The organism is Flavobacterium psychroterrae, assembly GCF_018380615.1.
Lineage (GTDB): Bacteria > Bacteroidota > Bacteroidia > Flavobacteriales > Flavobacteriaceae > Flavobacterium > Flavobacterium psychroterrae.
The window spans coordinates 229,006-245,985 of the sequence record NZ_JAGYVZ010000002.1; the positions used below are offsets into that span (position 1 = coordinate 229,006).

Here is a 16,980-nt window from a genome sequence, read left to right on the forward strand (position 1 = left end):
CGGGACATTTTCTTATTTCGTTTTAATTTTTTCTACCAATATTAAACTCCTAACGGAGTAGAAAAAGGATTTTTTCAATATTTAAACCTTTCTACCTTGAACCTCTGCGCCTTTGAACCTTCTTAAAGAAAATCTTTCTCAGAAACTCCTTCGTTTATTTTAATATCAGACATTTTAATATCCAATTCAAAACCAACATTCTGAACTAAGTTAAAAGGAACTTTAATGCCTTTTACATCTTTATAATCGTTGAAGTTTGTTATTTGTGCCGATGATTTTCCGCCTTGTTCACGAACTTTAGATTCTGCCACTTTTAAGCCTGATTTTACATCGTAGAAATACGTTGTTTTGCCATCGATTATCGCATAAGCATCGCTTCCGTTAATAGGTTCGATTCTGTCAACTTTTAAGTCTGTTCTTTTTTGTAATTGTAATTCTTCAAAAGGAGCAGCGTTTGCTTTCATGTCTGCAAGATCAGCACCTTCAAGATTTTTGCGTTGTCCTTGTTGTTCGATATAAGCACCTTTTTCATTTACAACCTGTTTCATTAAATTCATCGTTCCCATTGCCAGGGAAACCATCATTTTACCTTTAGAATCTAATTTAGAGGTAAAAGTTAAAGGTCCCGGAGCTTGAGGAACCGTTGTAGTTCCTGTCATTGCCAGCGTTTTTACAGCTAAAACTGCTTTTTCTCCGCCAATTGCCTTAAGGTAATTCTCGAAAACCGTTTTTGCAGTAATTCCAGCCGGAGCTTCTTTATTAGCAACAGGTTTTTCAACAGGATTTCCGTATTTGTCAAAATAGTAAATCGGAATCTGTAATTTTTCTAAACCTGCGATTACATCAGAACCTTTTCCTGCAATTACAATTCGGATATTATCTAATAAAAAGTATTTATTGGCAACACGATAAATATCGTCAGCCGTAACATTGTTTATAGTCTGAATATATTTTTCGTAGAAATCTGCCGGAAGTTTTTCTGTTTCAATGTTTAAGGCATATCGGGCGACAGTTTGCGGTTTTTCAACCTGCATTACAAATCGGCCAATGTATCCTGCTTTTACGTTTCTTAAAACTTCCTGAGGAACTCTTTCTGTTCTGATTCTTTTCACTTCTTTTATAAATTGAACGACGGCACTATCTGTAACCGTATTTCTAACGGCAGACGATGCTTTGAATTTCGTTACATATTTTCCGGCTCCAATGCTTGAACTTGCGCCGTATGTCCAGGCGTTTTCCTCGCGTAAATTCATGTTTAGGTAACTATTGAAATCTCCTCCTAAAATTTGATTTGCAATTACGGCAGGAAAAAAATCAGGATCGCTCATTTTTAAATTCACGGTATTGACCAATGAAATTTCAGATTGAACGGCGTTTGGAACATCTACAAAATCAATTTGAAGATTAGCAACATTCTCCGGATTTGGATAGGTATTTTTTGGCGCAGCTTGTTTTTTCCATCCGCTAAAAAGTTTTTCAACAGCGGCTTTGGTTTCCTTAAATTTAATATCGCCAATGATGACTAAATAAGCATTTTCAGGTACAAAATAAGTGGCGTAATTTGCCTGAACATCGGCAAGAGTTACGTTTTTTACTGTTTCTTCTGAGATATATTCTCCTGAAGGATGATTTTTTCCAAAAGCTAAAACATCAACAACACGGCTTGCAATTGCCGGAACGCTTTTTTCATCGGCTTTAAGCCCTTCAATTAATTTTGCTTTCTCTTTATCAAATTCAGTCTGAGTAAAATTAGGCTGTAAAGCGCCTTCGGCTAAAAGCTCTAAAACACGTCCTGAATATTTAGAAAGGGCACTTGCATAAGCTCCGGAAGAGGAAAAATTAATATTTGCACCGTAAAAATCAATTTCTTCGTTAAAGGCTTCTTTGGTTGTTTTTTTAGTTCCGTTACCAATTAAACTGCTTGTTAATTCATCAACGCCTTTTTTGTTTCCTTCGGTAAAAGGAGCATTGTCTAAAGTTAGATTAAAACTTACTCTTGGTAATTTATGGTTTTCAACTACCAAAACTTTCATGCCGTTTGCCAAAACAAAAGTTTGCGGTTTTTTGATGTTGACTACTGGCGAAGGGCCTGGTTTTGGTTGTGGACGATCTTGTGCTTGCATAATTCCAGTGAGGAATAAAAGGATTAAAAATGTATGTACTTTTTTCATGATTCGATAGCTTAGTTTTGAACTTTAGTTGAAGGAATGTAGTCTAAAATTAAACGCTGGTTAGGGTTTAAATACTTTTTAGCTACTTCTCTGATTTCTTCTCTTGTAATAGAATGATAAAGATCAATTTCAGTATTAATCAAATTTACATCTCCATAAAGTAAGTAATAAGAAGCCAGATTTTCAGCAATTCCTTCTACGCTTGCATTCGCATTCACAAAATTATTATCGAATTTATTTTGTAGTTTTTCATAATCTTTTTCAGAGATTAAGTCTGTTTGGATTTTTACGATTTCTTCATCCATTTCCTTTAAAATGTCGGCTGTTGTATTTGGCGCCATTGGCAAACCGTATAAAATATACATTCCGTAATCTTCCTGACTAAAACCTACCGCTCCAATTTGAAGCGCCATTTTTTTGTCATCAACTATTTTTTTGTACAGTTTTGAACTTTTTCCGTCACTTAAATACGAAGAGATTAAATCTAAAACTCTTGCGTCTCTTGTTTTCATCGAAGGAGTTCTGTAAGAAGCAACGATCATCGGAATCTGAATATTCGGATCCTCATAAGTTGCTTTTATTGTTTGATTGATTGGTTCTTCGACAAAAGTTTGCTTTTTCACTTCTTCTCCTCTTGGAATTGGAGCAAAATATTTCTGAATCCATTCTTTGGTTTTAGTTTTATCAAAGTCTCCGGCAACTACCAGAACGGCATTATTTGGCGTATAGAATTTTTTATTAAAAGCCTGAAATTCCTCAAGAGTTGCAGCATCAAGATCTTTCATAGAACCAATAGTTGTCCAACGATATGGGTGATTTTTGAACATGTTCTTTTTAACCTCCGGAAGTATGTTTCCGTAAGGCTGATTGTCGTAACGCATTCTTTTTTCTTCTTTTACAACCTCATTTTGGGTTTCAACACCAATTTTATTAATAATAGGATGCATTAATCGTTCAGATTCCATCCATAAACCAAGTTCCAGACTGTTTGATGGGAAAACTTCGTAGTAATAAGTTCTGTCATCAGATGTATTAGCGTTGTTTACTCCGCCATTTGCAGTGACGATTTTCATCCATTCGCCACGTTTTATATTTTGAGTTCCTTCAAATAATAAATGTTCAAAAAAATGTGCAAAACCAGTTCGGTCAGGACGTTCATCTTTTGATCCTACATGATACATTACTGAGGTTATCACAACAGGAGCCGATGGATCATTGTGTAAAATAACGTGCATGCCGTTATCTAAATTATATTCTTCAAAAGCTACCTTTTGAGCATGAGCCACTCCGCCGAGCATTAGTGCTGCACTTAACATCATTATTGAATTTTTCATAAAGATTAATAAATTTATATTTACCTAATATGTAGGTAGCCAAGAGTTGATTATCGTTACACCAAAAATAACTTTTTTTAATGATGAATTAATCTTTAAGTGCTATTTTGGTGATACTTTAACAGTGTTTTGTGGGTAAATGTTTCTTTTTGAATGGCGAAAAACCTTGAAAAACAGACTTTAAAATGAAATAAATATTTTTAGATCAAGAGATTGCATACTAAATTATTAATTGTATATTTGCAACCTTAAAAATCAATAAATCAATTTGGTATGTATGCAATCGTAGAGATAGCAGGGCAACAATTTAAAGTAAGCAAAGACTTAAAGGTTTATGTTAACCGTTTGTCTAACGAAGAAGGTTCAAGTATTTCATTTGACAAAGTTCTTTTATTAGACGATAACGGTAGCGTAACTTTAGGCGCCCCAGCTATAGAAGGTGCTTCAGTAGAAGCTAAAGTGTTACAACACTTAAAAGGAGATAAAGTTATCGTTTTCAAGAAGAAAAGAAGAAAAGGATACAAAAAGAGAAATGGTCACAGACAATATCTTACTCAAATTGTAATTGAAGGTATTACTGCAGCTGGTGGAACTAAAAAAGCAGCAGCTAAAAAAGCAGTTGTAGCAGAAGATGCTCCGGCAACTGAAGTTGAAGCAGCTCCTAAAGTAAAAAAAGCAGCAGCTCCAAAAGCAAAAAAAGAAGCTACTAAAGAATAATAACAATATTTAAACTCATACGTCATGGCTCACAAGAAAGGTGTCGGTAGTTCGAAGAATGGTAGAGAATCAGAATCAAAACGTTTAGGCGTTAAGATTTTTGGAGGTCAAGCTGCTATTGCTGGGAACATCATCGTTAGACAAAGAGGTTCAAAACATAATCCAGGTGAAAATGTTTACATTAGTAAAGATCACACACTACACGCAAGAGTAGCTGGAGTTGTTAAGTTCCAAAAGAAAAGAGATAACAAATCTTATGTATCTATCCTTCCATTCGAAGCATAATCATTAGATTACTTATTACAAAACCCGTTTGCCTTGGCGAACGGGTTTTTTGTTTTTATGACTTAACCTTATAAGTTATATAAGAAAATTTAAGTTTGCTGTGTTTTGTTATTTCTTTAAAGTATTAATAATTGCGTTCATTTTCCAGGATCAATTCTAAAACCTGCGGAGAGAGAAAAAAAATTACCGCAAAGAACGCAAAGTTTTTAAATATGTAAGTTTAGTAGAAACACATCCCGAAGGCTCGGGACACAAAGCTTTGTGTGCTTAAATTGTAAACACAACTTAATCTTAGTGAACTCTGCGAAAAAACTTTGCGTTCTCTGTGCTAAAAAATAATTAGTGAGTATATCTTTATATTTTTCACAACATTTAGCGTTGATTGCTTTTTTATCATTTCAACTGAAAGGAGAATCGATTAATTTTTTTAAATACACAAAAACCTTTATTATTCGAATTTGGAATTTTAATTTTAAATTTTTTCCACTATATTATTTGTATTTTTGATTGGATAAATCTACCCAATTTTGAAAAAAATAGTTTTCCTTTTATTTCTTTTCTGTACAAGCCTTTTTGCAAAAGAAATCAATCCTGCTGAACAAATTGTATCGTTAAACGAGAATCAAAAAAAGATTTTATATGAATTTGCTGTTCTGCAAAAAAGTGGTTCTGATGCTAATGTATATTGGCAACAGCATAAAAATCAATTTACTGCAATTAATGATACGGTAAGAAATCAACTGGCAAACGAAATCTATAACAATTCACAAGTTGTTTATACTCCGGCAAAAGATTCTGCGGTTTCTTTATGGATGCAGACACAGTCGCTTACTAATTGGATGTTGTATCTGGCTGCATTTATTGCAATATGTGCAGTAATTGGGCTATTACGCAATTATTGGGGTTTGATTATTAATATCCTTATAAGGCAATTCGCACCACTATTCAGGCTTTTGTTCTCGGCAATTTTATTGACTTATGAATTATTACTGATAGGTATTGCTTGCGTTTTCTTTGGGTGTTATATCGAAGAAATGACCTTGCGAACTGTGGTAATTCATACCGGCTTATTTTTGTTGTGGAGCCAGTCAACAGCTATTTTTACCCGCAAATATTTAGTCAAAAGATACATTTTTGAAATAAAGAATAATTTTTGGGGAAGCAATAGTTGGGAAACAGTGAAAACAATTTGTCTGCCTGCTATTATTGTCACTGTTGCTCTTTTGTATGTGCTGCATACAATTCCGGAGGATACATTATATAATTATGAAATAGTTGTATTTGTTATGGCAATTATTTGTGCCTTGCCTTTCTGGCGTATTTTAGAAAAATATATTTCTCCAATTTTGATTCCTTTTAAAGATGATAATATGGAAAGAAGTATTTATTCACTTGCTGCCTGTACTATTATAGCTTTAATAATTGATGGTTTTTTAATAGGGCAGCGCAACCCTGTTTTTTCTTATGTGATAATTGCCTTGAATAGTATGCTGATTATTTCGTTTTTGCTTCTATCGCTTAAACATAATTTTAAATACAATTATAAGAATTATTATTATCTACAATTTATTACCATTGCTTTTCTTTCGTTCAATTTATTTTATAGTTTTTATGTTCATTCCGGCGAACTGCTTTGGGCATCTTTAATAGGGGTGAGTGTTTACATTATAATCAAATATTGGGAGATCCCAACGTTTTTTATTAGCTGGAAAAGAAACAGATTATCAGCTTGGGGATTTTTAGGAATGGCGGTTTTATTGTGGTTCTTGGCGAAAGGGATTTTGTATGTTTCGCAAGTGTTGTATCTAGTTTAAAATATTTTCTATTACTTGTATCATTTGCTTATGCTATGTCATTTCGAATGAAGGGAGAAATCATACTTGTAATTTCTCATTCAAAAAGAGCCAGGCTTTGTAGAGTTGCTGACGGAAATTCCTCGTTTCTTCGGATGAAAAGATTGAAAAAAAACCTTTGTCAAAGTTTTAAGCTTTGACAAAGGTGGATATCGGTAAATTGAAATTTGGAATTTAAAAATTTGGAATTTATTTATCTATTCAGAATCTTTAGTTTCTTCAAGATCCTCAGTTTTTCGTCCTAGTTTTACTTTAGGACTATTCTGAGTTCCGGTCACAGTCATCGGAATTCCAAAGATACCCAGAGGAGGTAAGCCTAAGCGCATTTTTAAGTTCAGTTTTCCATCTAAACTTGTTGTGCCTTCAATTCTTGGTCTAAAGCCTGCAAATTTGAATTTAAAGCGTTCTACCGTCATGATATTATTTTTGATAGTAGTTTTAATGTCAACCTTTGAAACATCCGGATTTTTCATCGATTCAGAATTTGTTTGTTTGCTTACAGCATTGAACATTTTCAATCCTCTCACTTTTACATCTTTTACAGAAAGTATTCCGCCGCCAACAAGCGATGGATAAATAGGATCCATGTTTCCGTTTAAGCGGCCTTTTAATTGATAATCTACAGAAACAATTCCTTGCGCTTTCTCTGCTGCGCTTGCCATTTTTCTAAAAACTTCAATTTCATTATATGCTTTCTTAATATCAAAATCAGAAGCCTTAAGATTAAAATCAAAATTAGCTTTTTGTGGAGTAACTGCCTGATAATTTGCATTCATGCCCACTTTGCAGCCTATTAAATCAAATCCTGTATTTTGCATGCTTAATTTGCCTTTGTTCATGCTTAAACTTCCTGTCGTATTTTGAAGATTCAATTTGTCAAAATTTACTTTTTGAGCATTAGCCATAAATTGCAAATTCAAATTCGTAGGAATGATAATAACACCAGATTGTTTTGCTTGAGTTTGAGGAGCAGGATTTTCTGTTTTAGTTTTTGTCACTGCTGTATTTGCCGGTGTGCTCGACATGAATTCGTCAACGTTAATATATCGGGATGTAGCTTTAAACGATCCTTTTAAAACACCTGTTTTTGTTGTTGCGTAATTAAAAACGTTTTGCAAATAACCGTTCATTTTAAAATCTGATTCACCATAAGCCGCTAAAAAGTTATTGAAGGACATTTTATCCTGATTGATTTTGAAAATCCCTTCCTTAATGATGAATTTTTTAGGTAAATATTCTGATGCAATACCAATGTTTCTCAGTTCCAGTGTTCCTTTATTATAAAGTTTACTGTAATTTCCTTTTTCGGCATCGCTTTGTTTGCCTTTTAGAACTAAATCTGCTTTGACAAAACCATCTAAATCAAGTCCTTTTTGAGAGAAAACTTTATAAATTTTGTTGACATCAAGTTCACCTTTTGCTGTAATGTCATAAGTTAAATCATTAAAATTGCTAAGATCTGCCGTTACAAAAACAGGTTTTCCTTCAAATGTAAACTGAGTTGGTTTCAGGCTTACTTTCAAATCTTCAAAAGTTCCTTTTTGGTTTTCAATCTTAGATTTGATTGTAATATTTGTGATAGGATTTGGATAATATTTGGTTTTTAAATAACCGTTTTCTAAATCGATATTTCCTTTTGTTATTGGGAAAAGTTTGTTTTTCTGATCAAATTTCCCGTTTGCTTTTACATCTCCGGTAAGGCTCCCTTTTAGTACAATATCAGGAATTCCTAAGGCTTTAATTAATTTTTCAAGATCAATTTTAGCTTTAAAATCAGCATTAATTTCTGGTGCGTTTGCACCTTTTACATAGAATTTAGATTTTAAATAATCTTTGTTGATGTTTAACGAAACATTTTGAGCGTCAACAATTAGGAGATCCGGATTTAATGACGGAACTTTTGTTTTAATATCCAGATTTAAGTTTGAAACCGGAAAAGCACTTTTGGCATAGTTTACAAAACCGCTATCTATTTTTATATCCAGATTAAGATCCGGAGCAATGTTTTTCGAAGCAATATAATCACCTTTTAAAGTAAAAAGTAAATTCGTATTTCCTTTTAATTCAGTTTTAGAAAGCCAGGTAATATATTTGGGAGGCAAAGCAGTAAAAACGTCGTACAACTTGCTGTTGTCAGATTTAATGACAAAATCCATGTTGTAACCATCTTTCAGGAAGTCAAATTTTCCTTTAAAATCCACTAAAAGCTGATTGATTTTAAGGTTATTCTGCTGGAAATAGAAAGACAATGAGTTTACATTTACTTTAGTAATTAAATCGGCGTCAATTTTTTTATTCATTAAATAAGGTTCGCCTTCATAAACAATGTTTAGTTTTTCGATTTTAGCTTTTGAGTACAAATCAAAAACGGCTTTGTTCAAATCCCCTTTTCCTAAGTAATCAAATCCAAAAGCATCAAAATGAACTTTTGTAGATAAATCGTCGTAAATTATTTTACTGTTTAAAATCTGAATTCGTTCCAGTTTTAAAGCAGTTTCTGAGCTGTCTTTTGTGGTTGAAGCTTGCGATGATGATTTGTAAACATTGTAATTTGCTTCTCCTTTTGCGTTTACTTTCACATTGATAAACGAATCTGATAAATAAATCTGATCAATTTTTACCTCTTTGCTAAAAATTAAACTCGCAACGTTGATTCCAAAAGAAACCTCTTTTGCAGTAATGAATTTTTCGTTTTTATATGGAGCTGATCCATTTAAACTTAAATCGTTTAAAGTTAAAGTTAGCGAAGGAAAATGATGAAAGAACGAAACCGAAACATCAGAATAATTCAATTCTGCGCTTAGTTTTTCATTCGCTGTTTTTTTAATCTGCTCCTTGATTTTATCGGCAAAAATAATAGGAGTCAAAAACAATAATCCTATAATAACGACAAAAGTTATCCCTAGATATTTAGCCGTTTTTATTAAAATGGATTTCGTTTTATTTGTTGACATAACCAATTTTGGTATTTATAATAATGTAAAAATAGAATTTAAGGAATAAATTATCCGTGAACGGTTTCGCTTTTGCCATAATTGGTAATGATTGAACCTTCATATTCAATCCATTCTTTCCAGCGTTTGTCAATGTCTATGTTGTCTGTATATTTTCGTGCAAATCCTAAAAATGTAGTGTAATGTCCAGCTTCAGAAATCATTAAATCACGATAAAATTTAGCTAATTCTTCGTCTTTTATATTTTCCGAAAGCACTTTAAAACGCTCGCAGCTTCTGGCTTCGATCATTGCCGAAAATAATAAACGATCACAAAGTGCGTCTTTTCGGCTTCCGTCTTTTTTCATAAATTTAAAAAGCTCATTTACATAGTGGTCTTTTCTTTCACGTCCTAAAGTCAATCCTCTTTTTTTGATAATGTCGTGAACCATTTGTAAATGTTCTAATTCTTCTCTGGCAATTATTAGCATTTCGGTCACTAATTCTTCTAATTCAGAATTGTAAGTAACTAAACTGATGGCATTTGAAGCTGCTTTTTGTTCGCACCAGGCGTGATCTGTCAAGATTTCTTCGATATTTGACTCTACTATATTTACCCAACGCGGGTCTGTGGCTAATTTTAATCCTAGCATAATTTTATAGAAAAAAGTTAACTGCAAAATTAGTGTTTTTTATCACCGAAAGTCAGGAAATATGGTGCAAATACGCCCAAAATAGTATTATTTTGTAACTTGAAACAAATTAAATGAATCAGCTAAAAAAACTTTTAATCATAGGCTTTGTCTGGCCTGAACCAAATTCATCAGCGGCGGGCGGGAGAATGATGCAATTGATTTCTATTTTTAAACAAAATGGATTTGAAATTACATTTGCAAGTCCGGCTTTAGACAGTGATTTTATGGTTGATTTATCTCAATTTGAAGTACAAAAAAAATCAATTGAACTCAATAATTCCAGTTTTGATGATTTTATAATTGAGCTGAATCCTGATGTTGTTTTGTTTGATCGTTTTATGATTGAAGAACAATTTGGCTGGCGCGTTTCAGAAAATTGTCCAAAAGCGATTAAATTATTAGATACCGAAGATTTGCATTGTTTGAGAACGGCAAGGCAAAAAGCATTCAAGGAAAACAGGGATTTTGAGTTAAATGATTTATTATCTGAAGAAGTTGCAAAGCGTGAAATCGCCAGCATTTTAAGATGTGATTTATCTTTTATTATTTCACAATTTGAAATGAAAATTCTAAATGATGTTTTCAAAATCGATCCGAGTTTATTGCATTATTTACCATTTCTTGTTGATGAAATGAGTGAAAATGATTTGGTAAAATTGCCTTCTTTTGAAGAAAGGAAAAATTTTGTCTTCATCGGAAATTTTCTTCATGAACCCAATTGGAATACCGTACAATATTTAAAAGAAACGATTTGGCCTTTGATTAAAAAGCAATTTCCAGAAGCAGTTTTAGAAGTTTACGGAGCTTATCCTTCACAAAAAGTATTGCAATTGCATCAGCCTAAAAATGGTTTTTTTATTATGGGAAGAGCCACAGATGCTAATGAAATAGTTAAAAATTCGCGAGTTGTTTTGGCGCCTATTCGGTTTGGAGCGGGATTAAAAGGAAAATTATTAGAAGCCATGCAATGCGGAACGCCAAGTGTTACGACAACAATTGGTTCTGAAGCAATGCACGAAAATTTGCCATGGAATGGTTTTATTACTGATGATATTCAGGAATTTGCAACAAAAGCAATTTCTTTATATGAGGATAAAAATCTCTGGAAAGAATCTCAAAAAAACGGAATTACAATTGTAAACGAATGTTTTCAAAAAAGTAAATATTCAGATGCATTAATCGAAAGAATTAATTCGTTATTAAATGATTCTGAAAGTCATCGTTTGCATAATTTTATGGGAAGTTTGCTCCAGCATCATACTTTAAAAAGCACCAAATACATGGCAAAATGGATTGAGGCTAAAAATAAAAATTAAGCTTCCATTTTTCCAAATCCTACCGTTTCACGATACAATTGTGGAGAAACATCAGCATTAGTTTTAAAGAATCTACTGAAATAATGTTCATCATCATAACCTAATTCATAAGCGATTTCTTTAACCGTTTTGTTAGTCATGTATAATTCTCTTTTGGCTTCAATAATAATTCTTTCGGCAATTAAATCCGTTAAGGTTTTATTGAAATAATTCTTCGATAATTTAGCTAAGGCTTTCGCCGAAATATTCAACATTTCCGCATAATGACCGGCTGAATGTTTGGTTTTAAAATTAACTTCAATCGCATCTTTTAAATTTTGAAGAATAAAAGGTTCTTTAGAATCCGGAACCGATTTCATTTCTTCCAGTTGCTGGTTTTTTAACCTCGAAGCAGTAATCAAAAATATCTTTAAATAGGAAATCAATAATTCATATTGTGCTAATTCAGCATTTTGAATTTCGGTTTTCATTTGGTCTAAAACCATTTTAAAAATTGATGCGGCATCTTCGGGAATTATTGTGTAAGGCGGTTGATAAACATTATTAAATAATACGCCATTGCAGGAAACTTCCTTTTGATGATAATGAATACAGTAAAAATCAGGGTGAAAATGAATTGCAATTCCCTCAATTGGTTCGTTTACACAAAGCATAAAAGGCTGATACGGAGAAAAGGCAAGGAGTGAATTTTCCTCAAATTGATGCTCGGCAAAATCAGCTTTTACTTTGCCTTTTCCTTTGGTTACCCAAATTAAGGAAAAATAATTATTACGCTGCAAATGATCAAAATGACTATTATTGTCAAACGGAAGTAGTTTAAAAGCCAGATTTCCGGTTTGTGGATTAATTAAAGTATAAACATTTTGATTGCTCATAATAACGCTGTTTTAAAAAAAAATATAAAGATAGTCACGAATAAAATTCACAACTATCTTTATAGCTTGTTTTATTGAAATTAGTTTTGTAATTCTAAACTTGGCACTGCAGGAAAATCAATTTCTGTATTTGCAGTATTGTTGAAATAGTTAGTCAAAACATTCAAAGCTACATGTGCTACAGTTTCTGCAATTTCAGCATCTGAGACCCCTGCGTTTTTAACTGCATTTACATCTTCATCGTTTACTAAACCATTTTTAGAAACTAATTTTTTGGCAAATTGCAAAATAGCTTCGGTTTTTGCATCTGCAGAATTTCCTGTTCTTGCATCTTGTAAAACTTGAGGATCAGCTTTTAATAATTTTTCTCCAATAAAAGTGTGAGCAGCTACGCAATAATCACATGAATTACTTTGTGAAATTGTTAAGGCTAATAGTTCCCCAGTTTTTGCGCTTAATTTTCCATGGCTTAAGGCGCCACTTAAATTTAAATATCCTTCAAGAACCGCTGGAGAATTTCCCATTGTTCTCATCATATTAGGAATAACTCCTAATTTAGCTTGTACGGCGTTTAATAAATCTTTAGTTTTTCCTGTTACTTCTTCCGGGTTTAATGCTGTTAATCGTGCCATCTTATTTAATTTTTTAATGTTAATTATAGTTGTTGTCTTTTGACATTACAAAGATGCGACGATTGCAGATTTTAAAACATGGAGGATTTACGCTATGTGATGGACAATTTTCCCTGAGGTATTTTTAAACAAAAAAAGCCCTTATTATATTAGAGGAATTTAAGTTTTATAATAGGGAAATATATGTTGTTAGCATAATCGTGATTACAATTATCCCGTAGGGATTACATGTTGGTAGTAATATTAAGAGTTGTAATCATTTGTCCCGTTAGGGACTATACGATGACGCAGAATGGTATAGTCCTTAACGGGACAAATAAAAATCGAATTATGTTTTTTCTACCAATATTAAATCCCTACGGGATAAAAGTAGAATTATAAACAAGATAATAGCAGCTAATATTTAATAAAAAATCCCCGATTACAAGTGTAATCGGGGATGTGAACTGTAATTAGTGATGTATACTGAGACTGTAAACTGCGACTGTAAACTGAGACTGAATACTGCGACTAAAAACTATTTCAAAACGCCTTCAACTGCCTGAACAGTAGTAGCATGATAGCCTGATTTTGCTTTATCAAAGATTTTATTTGCCCAAACTTTTCCTTCCGAAGTTTTTGCCATTTCTTTATAAAGCATCATTACAGATCCTGTTCTGCTGCTTCCAATCAAAAATTGTTCAATTGCAGGATAGGCTGCTGTGTATTTATAACGAATAGAAGGAATAAACCATTGACGTTTGATAATGAAATTACCACCTTTTGTGAAATTAAATTCGGTGTCAAGAGCTTCCATCTCTTTTGGAGTGATATCCGTTGGTAGATGGTCAATAAAATATTGTTTTTCGCTGGTTGTTGTAATTTTTTGACTTAAACCTTTAACGCCGGTTTCTCTCCAGTTTTTTTGGATTTTATCAATTGCATCAAAATCTACCGAATTTACCGGAGTAATATTTGACGGAATTCCCGGTTTGTAAATCCAGTCTTCTAATTTTATTTTATCAGCAAGAGTTTTGTCTCCTTTGATAAGATTTTCGTTGATATATTTTACAAAATCTTCTGTTGTGATCGATTTAAATGCATGTGCATCAAAATAATTTTTAATGAAAACATCGAATTTTTCACGCCCAACTGCATTTTCAATTACTCTTAAAAAAGCATATCCTTTTACATACGGAATCATACTGATTCCATCATCAGGATTTCTTCCTGTTAAAGATACTTTTAGGCGTGTATCAGGATTTGTATCTCCTAATTCGGCTACATTGTCTGTTAATTCTTTACGTGTGATCACGTTTTGCATTTCAAATTCTTTCTTGCCAAAGATTGCTTCGCCAATTCTGTGTTCTACATAAGTAGTGAAACCTTCGTTTAACCAGATATCATCCCACGTTGCATTGGTTACTAAATTTCCGCTCCAGCTGTGGCCTAATTCGTGTGCCAATAAACTTGTTAAAGAGCGATCTCCTGCAATTACACCCGGAGTTAGGAATGTTAAGTTTGGATTCTCCATTCCACCATAAGGGAAACTTGGTGGCAAAACCAATACATCATAACGTCCCCAACGATAAGGTCCGTAAAGTTTTTCGGCTGCAACAACCATTTTTCCTAATTCGGCAAATTCCCATGCTGCTTTTTTAATTAAAGACGGTTCTGCATAAACACCGGTTCTATTATCTATGGCTTGAAATTCAATATCTCCAACAGCAATTGCCATTAAATAAGACGGAATCGCTTTGTCTTGTTTGAATGTATAGACTCCGGTATCATTTTTCTTTTGCGGATTTACGGCACTCATTACGGCTAATAAATCTTTAGGAACGGTAACTTTTGCATTATAAGTAAAACGAATTGCCGGTGAATCCTGGCATGGAATCCATGTACGGGACCAAACACTTTCTCCTTGAGAAAATAAAAACGGTTTCTTTTTATCAGCAGTTTGTTGTGGCAATAACCATTGTAATGCTATAGCGTCTTTGGTAGTTTTATAATAAATATTAACCTTAGTTGTGTTTGGTTCAATGGTAATATGAAGTGGTTTTCCGTGGAATTCAAGTTCATTGCCCAATTTGAATTTGGTTTCTTTTTCCTCGTCACCTAAAGTTACTTTAGTGATTTCAAGTGTATTTTCGTCAAAGATAATTTCATTTCCTTTGCTGATGTTATCAATTTGCCATGAAGCTTTTCCTGAAATAGTTTGTGTATCAAAATCGACTTTGATATCAAGGTCTAAATGTTTTACGACAGCTAAATCTGCTTTAGAAAAAGTGTGTTCATCTGCAACAGCTGCGGGTTTCTCGGTCTGATCTTTTTTCTGGCAAGCAATTACTGTCAGGAATAAGGTCACAAGGATTAGTTTTTTCATTTTATGAATATTGAATTAGTGGACGAAAATTAAACAAAAAATCCCGTTTTGAATAAACAAAACGGGATTTAATTATAAAAATAAACTTCTTAGCTCAGGCTGCCTTTCGACTTCGCTCAGGCTGACAAAAAAATTATGCCAACATTGTCACTGGGCTTTCGATGTATTGTTTTAATGTTTGTAAAAATTGAGCGCCAGTTGCACCGTCAATTGTTCTGTGGTCACACGCTAATGATAACATCATTGTGTTTCCTACTACAATCTGACCGTTTTTAACTACTGGTTTCTCAACAATTGCACCTACAGAAAGGATAGCAGAGTTTGGCTGGTTGATAATTGAATTGAATTCAGTAATACCAAACATTCCAAGGTTAGATACTGTAAAAGTACTTCCTTCCATTTCTTGTGGTCCCAATTTTTTGTTTTTAGCTCTTCCGGCAAGATCTCTTACTGAAGCACCAATTTGAGATAAACTCATAGCATCTGTAAATTTCAATACAGGAACTACTAATCCGTCTTCAACAGCAACAGCAACACCAATATTAACGTGGTGGTTGATGATAATAACATCTTCTTTCCACTGAGAATTAATTTTCGGGTGTTTTTTCAATGCTAAAGCACAAGCTTTAATTACCATATCGTTAAAAGATACTTTTGTATCCGGAACGCTATTGATTGTCGCTCTTGCAGCCATCGCGTCATCCATGCTTACTTCGATCACTAAGTTGTAGTGAGGAGCTGTAAACAATGATTCAGCAAGACGTTTTGCGATAATTTTACGCATTTGAGAATTTTTGATCTCTTCTGTGAAAACTTCTCCGGCAGGAACAAAAACTTTTGGTGCAGCAGGAGCGGCATCAGCTTTTGGAGCTTCGGCAGTAGTTGTAGCAGCAGGTTTTGCTTGCGCAGCTGGAGTAAAGTTTTCGATATCACTTTTTACGATACGTCCGTTTTCTCCAGAACCTTTAACCTGAGTTAATTGGATTCCTTTGTCAGAAGCAATTTTCTTCGCTAATGGCGAAGCTAAAATTCTTCCTCCGTTTGATGAAGTATCAGCTACAGCTTCAGTTGCTTTGTCAGCAGCAGGAGCAGCTTTTTCTTCAGTTGCTGGAGCACTTGCAGTTGCAGTTCCTCCGGCTTTATAATTATCAGCAATTCCAGAAATGTCAGTTCCTGCAGGTCCTATAATAGCTAGTAAGCTATCAACAGGAGCAGTATTTCCTTCCTGAATTCCTATGTATAATAATGTTCCTTCATTGAAAGACTCAAACTCCATAGTCGCTTTGTCAGTTTCAATTTCAGCAAGAATATCACCTTCTGCAACAGCATCACCTTCTTTTTTTAACCAGGTTGCTACTGTTCCTTCAGTCATTGTATCGCTCAAACGTGGCATAGTTACAACTATAACACCTTTAGGGAGTTCAGTTGCAGCTTTTGCAGCAGGAGCAGGAGTTTCTGTTTTAGTTTCTTCTGATTTTGCTTCGGCAGCAGGAGCAGCGTCAGCTTTTGGAGCTTCAGCAGGAGCATCACCACCAGCTAAAAGAGCAGAAATATCTTCTCCTTCGTTACCAATGATGGCTAATAATGAATCAACAGGAGCAGTTTCTCCTTCTTGAATTCCTATGTGTAAAAGAGTTCCTTCGTTGAAAGACTCAAATTCCATTGTTGCTTTATCTGTTTCAATTTCAGCAAGGATATCACCTTCGCTAATTTTGTCGCCTACTTTTTTTAACCAAGTCGCTACCGTTCCTTCCGTCATAGTATCGCTCAAACGAGGCATTGTTACTTTTATCGCCATAATAAT

General features: G+C 33.7%; 12 protein-coding genes. 4 read left to right on the forward strand and 8 right to left on the reverse strand.

What is annotated here, in order from left to right; translation table 11 throughout:
• Window positions 1-122: 122 nt before the first annotated feature.
• Window positions 123-2,171, reverse strand: coding sequence for a M16 family metallopeptidase (locus KHA90_RS02840; RefSeq protein WP_213295058.1), 2,049 nt, complete (start codon window positions 2,169-2,171; stop codon window positions 123-125).
• Window positions 2,172-2,182: 11 nt separating this feature from the next.
• Window positions 2,183-3,505 carry a M16 family metallopeptidase gene (locus KHA90_RS02845; RefSeq protein ID WP_055097024.1) on the reverse strand — a complete coding sequence of 441 codons (1,323 nt, stop codon included), beginning with the start codon at window positions 3,503-3,505 and terminating at the stop codon, window positions 2,183-2,185.
• 273 nt (window positions 3,506-3,778) lie between these two features.
• On the opposite strand from KHA90_RS02845, the gene rplU reads away from it, so the two are divergent.
• The 3 genes from rplU to KHA90_RS02860 all read left to right on the forward strand — a co-directional run bounded on the left by rplU (window position 3,779) and on the right by KHA90_RS02860 (window position 6,321).
• Window positions 3,779-4,222 carry a 50S ribosomal protein L21 gene (gene rplU, locus KHA90_RS02850; protein WP_213295065.1) on the forward strand — a complete coding sequence of 148 codons (444 nt, stop codon included), beginning with the start codon at window positions 3,779-3,781 and terminating at the stop codon, window positions 4,220-4,222.
• A 24-nt stretch (window positions 4,223-4,246) separates the two neighbouring features.
• Window positions 4,247-4,507 carry a 50S ribosomal protein L27 gene (rpmA, locus tag KHA90_RS02855; RefSeq protein WP_035685981.1) on the forward strand — a complete coding sequence of 87 codons (261 nt, stop codon included), beginning with the start codon at window positions 4,247-4,249 and terminating at the stop codon, window positions 4,505-4,507.
• Window positions 4,508-5,034: 527 nt separating this feature from the next.
• Entirely contained in the window at window positions 5,035-6,321 is a 1,287-nt protein-coding gene (locus KHA90_RS02860) for a hypothetical protein (protein ID WP_244860235.1), read from the forward strand.
• 236 nt (window positions 6,322-6,557) lie between these two features.
• Here KHA90_RS02860 and KHA90_RS02865 read toward each other — a convergent pair whose 3' ends face one another.
• Entirely contained in the window at window positions 6,558-9,314 is a 2,757-nt protein-coding gene (locus KHA90_RS02865) for an AsmA-like C-terminal region-containing protein (protein ID WP_213295074.1), read from the reverse strand.
• A gap of 50 nt (window positions 9,315-9,364) precedes the next feature.
• Window positions 9,365-9,946, reverse strand: a complete 582-nt coding sequence (miaE, locus tag KHA90_RS02870) for a tRNA-(ms[2]io[6]A)-hydroxylase (protein WP_213295077.1) — start codon at window positions 9,944-9,946, stop codon at window positions 9,365-9,367.
• Window positions 9,947-10,059: 113 nt separating this feature from the next.
• Here miaE and KHA90_RS02875 point away from each other — a divergent pair, with 113 nt between their 5' ends.
• The gene (locus tag KHA90_RS02875; protein WP_213295079.1) at window positions 10,060-11,304 is read left to right on the forward strand and encodes a glycosyltransferase; all 1,245 of its coding nucleotides are present in this window, start codon (window positions 10,060-10,062) and stop codon (window positions 11,302-11,304) included.
• Here the strand turns inward: KHA90_RS02875 and KHA90_RS02880 are convergent.
• The 4 genes from KHA90_RS02880 to KHA90_RS02895 form a co-directional block, all read right to left on the reverse strand.
• Window positions 11,301-12,179, reverse strand: coding sequence for a helix-turn-helix domain-containing protein (locus KHA90_RS02880; protein ID WP_213295089.1), 879 nt, complete (start codon window positions 12,177-12,179; stop codon window positions 11,301-11,303). The two genes, KHA90_RS02875 and KHA90_RS02880, sit on opposite strands and share 4 nt — an antisense overlap.
• An 80-nt stretch (window positions 12,180-12,259) precedes the next feature.
• Window positions 12,260-12,811 carry a carboxymuconolactone decarboxylase family protein gene (locus KHA90_RS02885; RefSeq protein WP_213295092.1) on the reverse strand — a complete coding sequence of 184 codons (552 nt, stop codon included), beginning with the start codon at window positions 12,809-12,811 and terminating at the stop codon, window positions 12,260-12,262.
• Window positions 12,812-13,328: 517 nt separating this feature from the next.
• Entirely contained in the window at window positions 13,329-15,176 is a 1,848-nt protein-coding gene (locus KHA90_RS02890; RefSeq protein ID WP_213295095.1) for a hydrolase/aminopeptidase, read from the reverse strand.
• A gap of 133 nt (window positions 15,177-15,309) precedes the next feature.
• Complete coding sequence (locus KHA90_RS02895; protein ID WP_213295099.1) at window positions 15,310-16,974, reverse strand: dihydrolipoamide acetyltransferase family protein; 1,665 nt, start codon at window positions 16,972-16,974, stop codon at window positions 15,310-15,312.
• Between the last annotated feature and the right edge of the window lie 6 nt (window positions 16,975-16,980).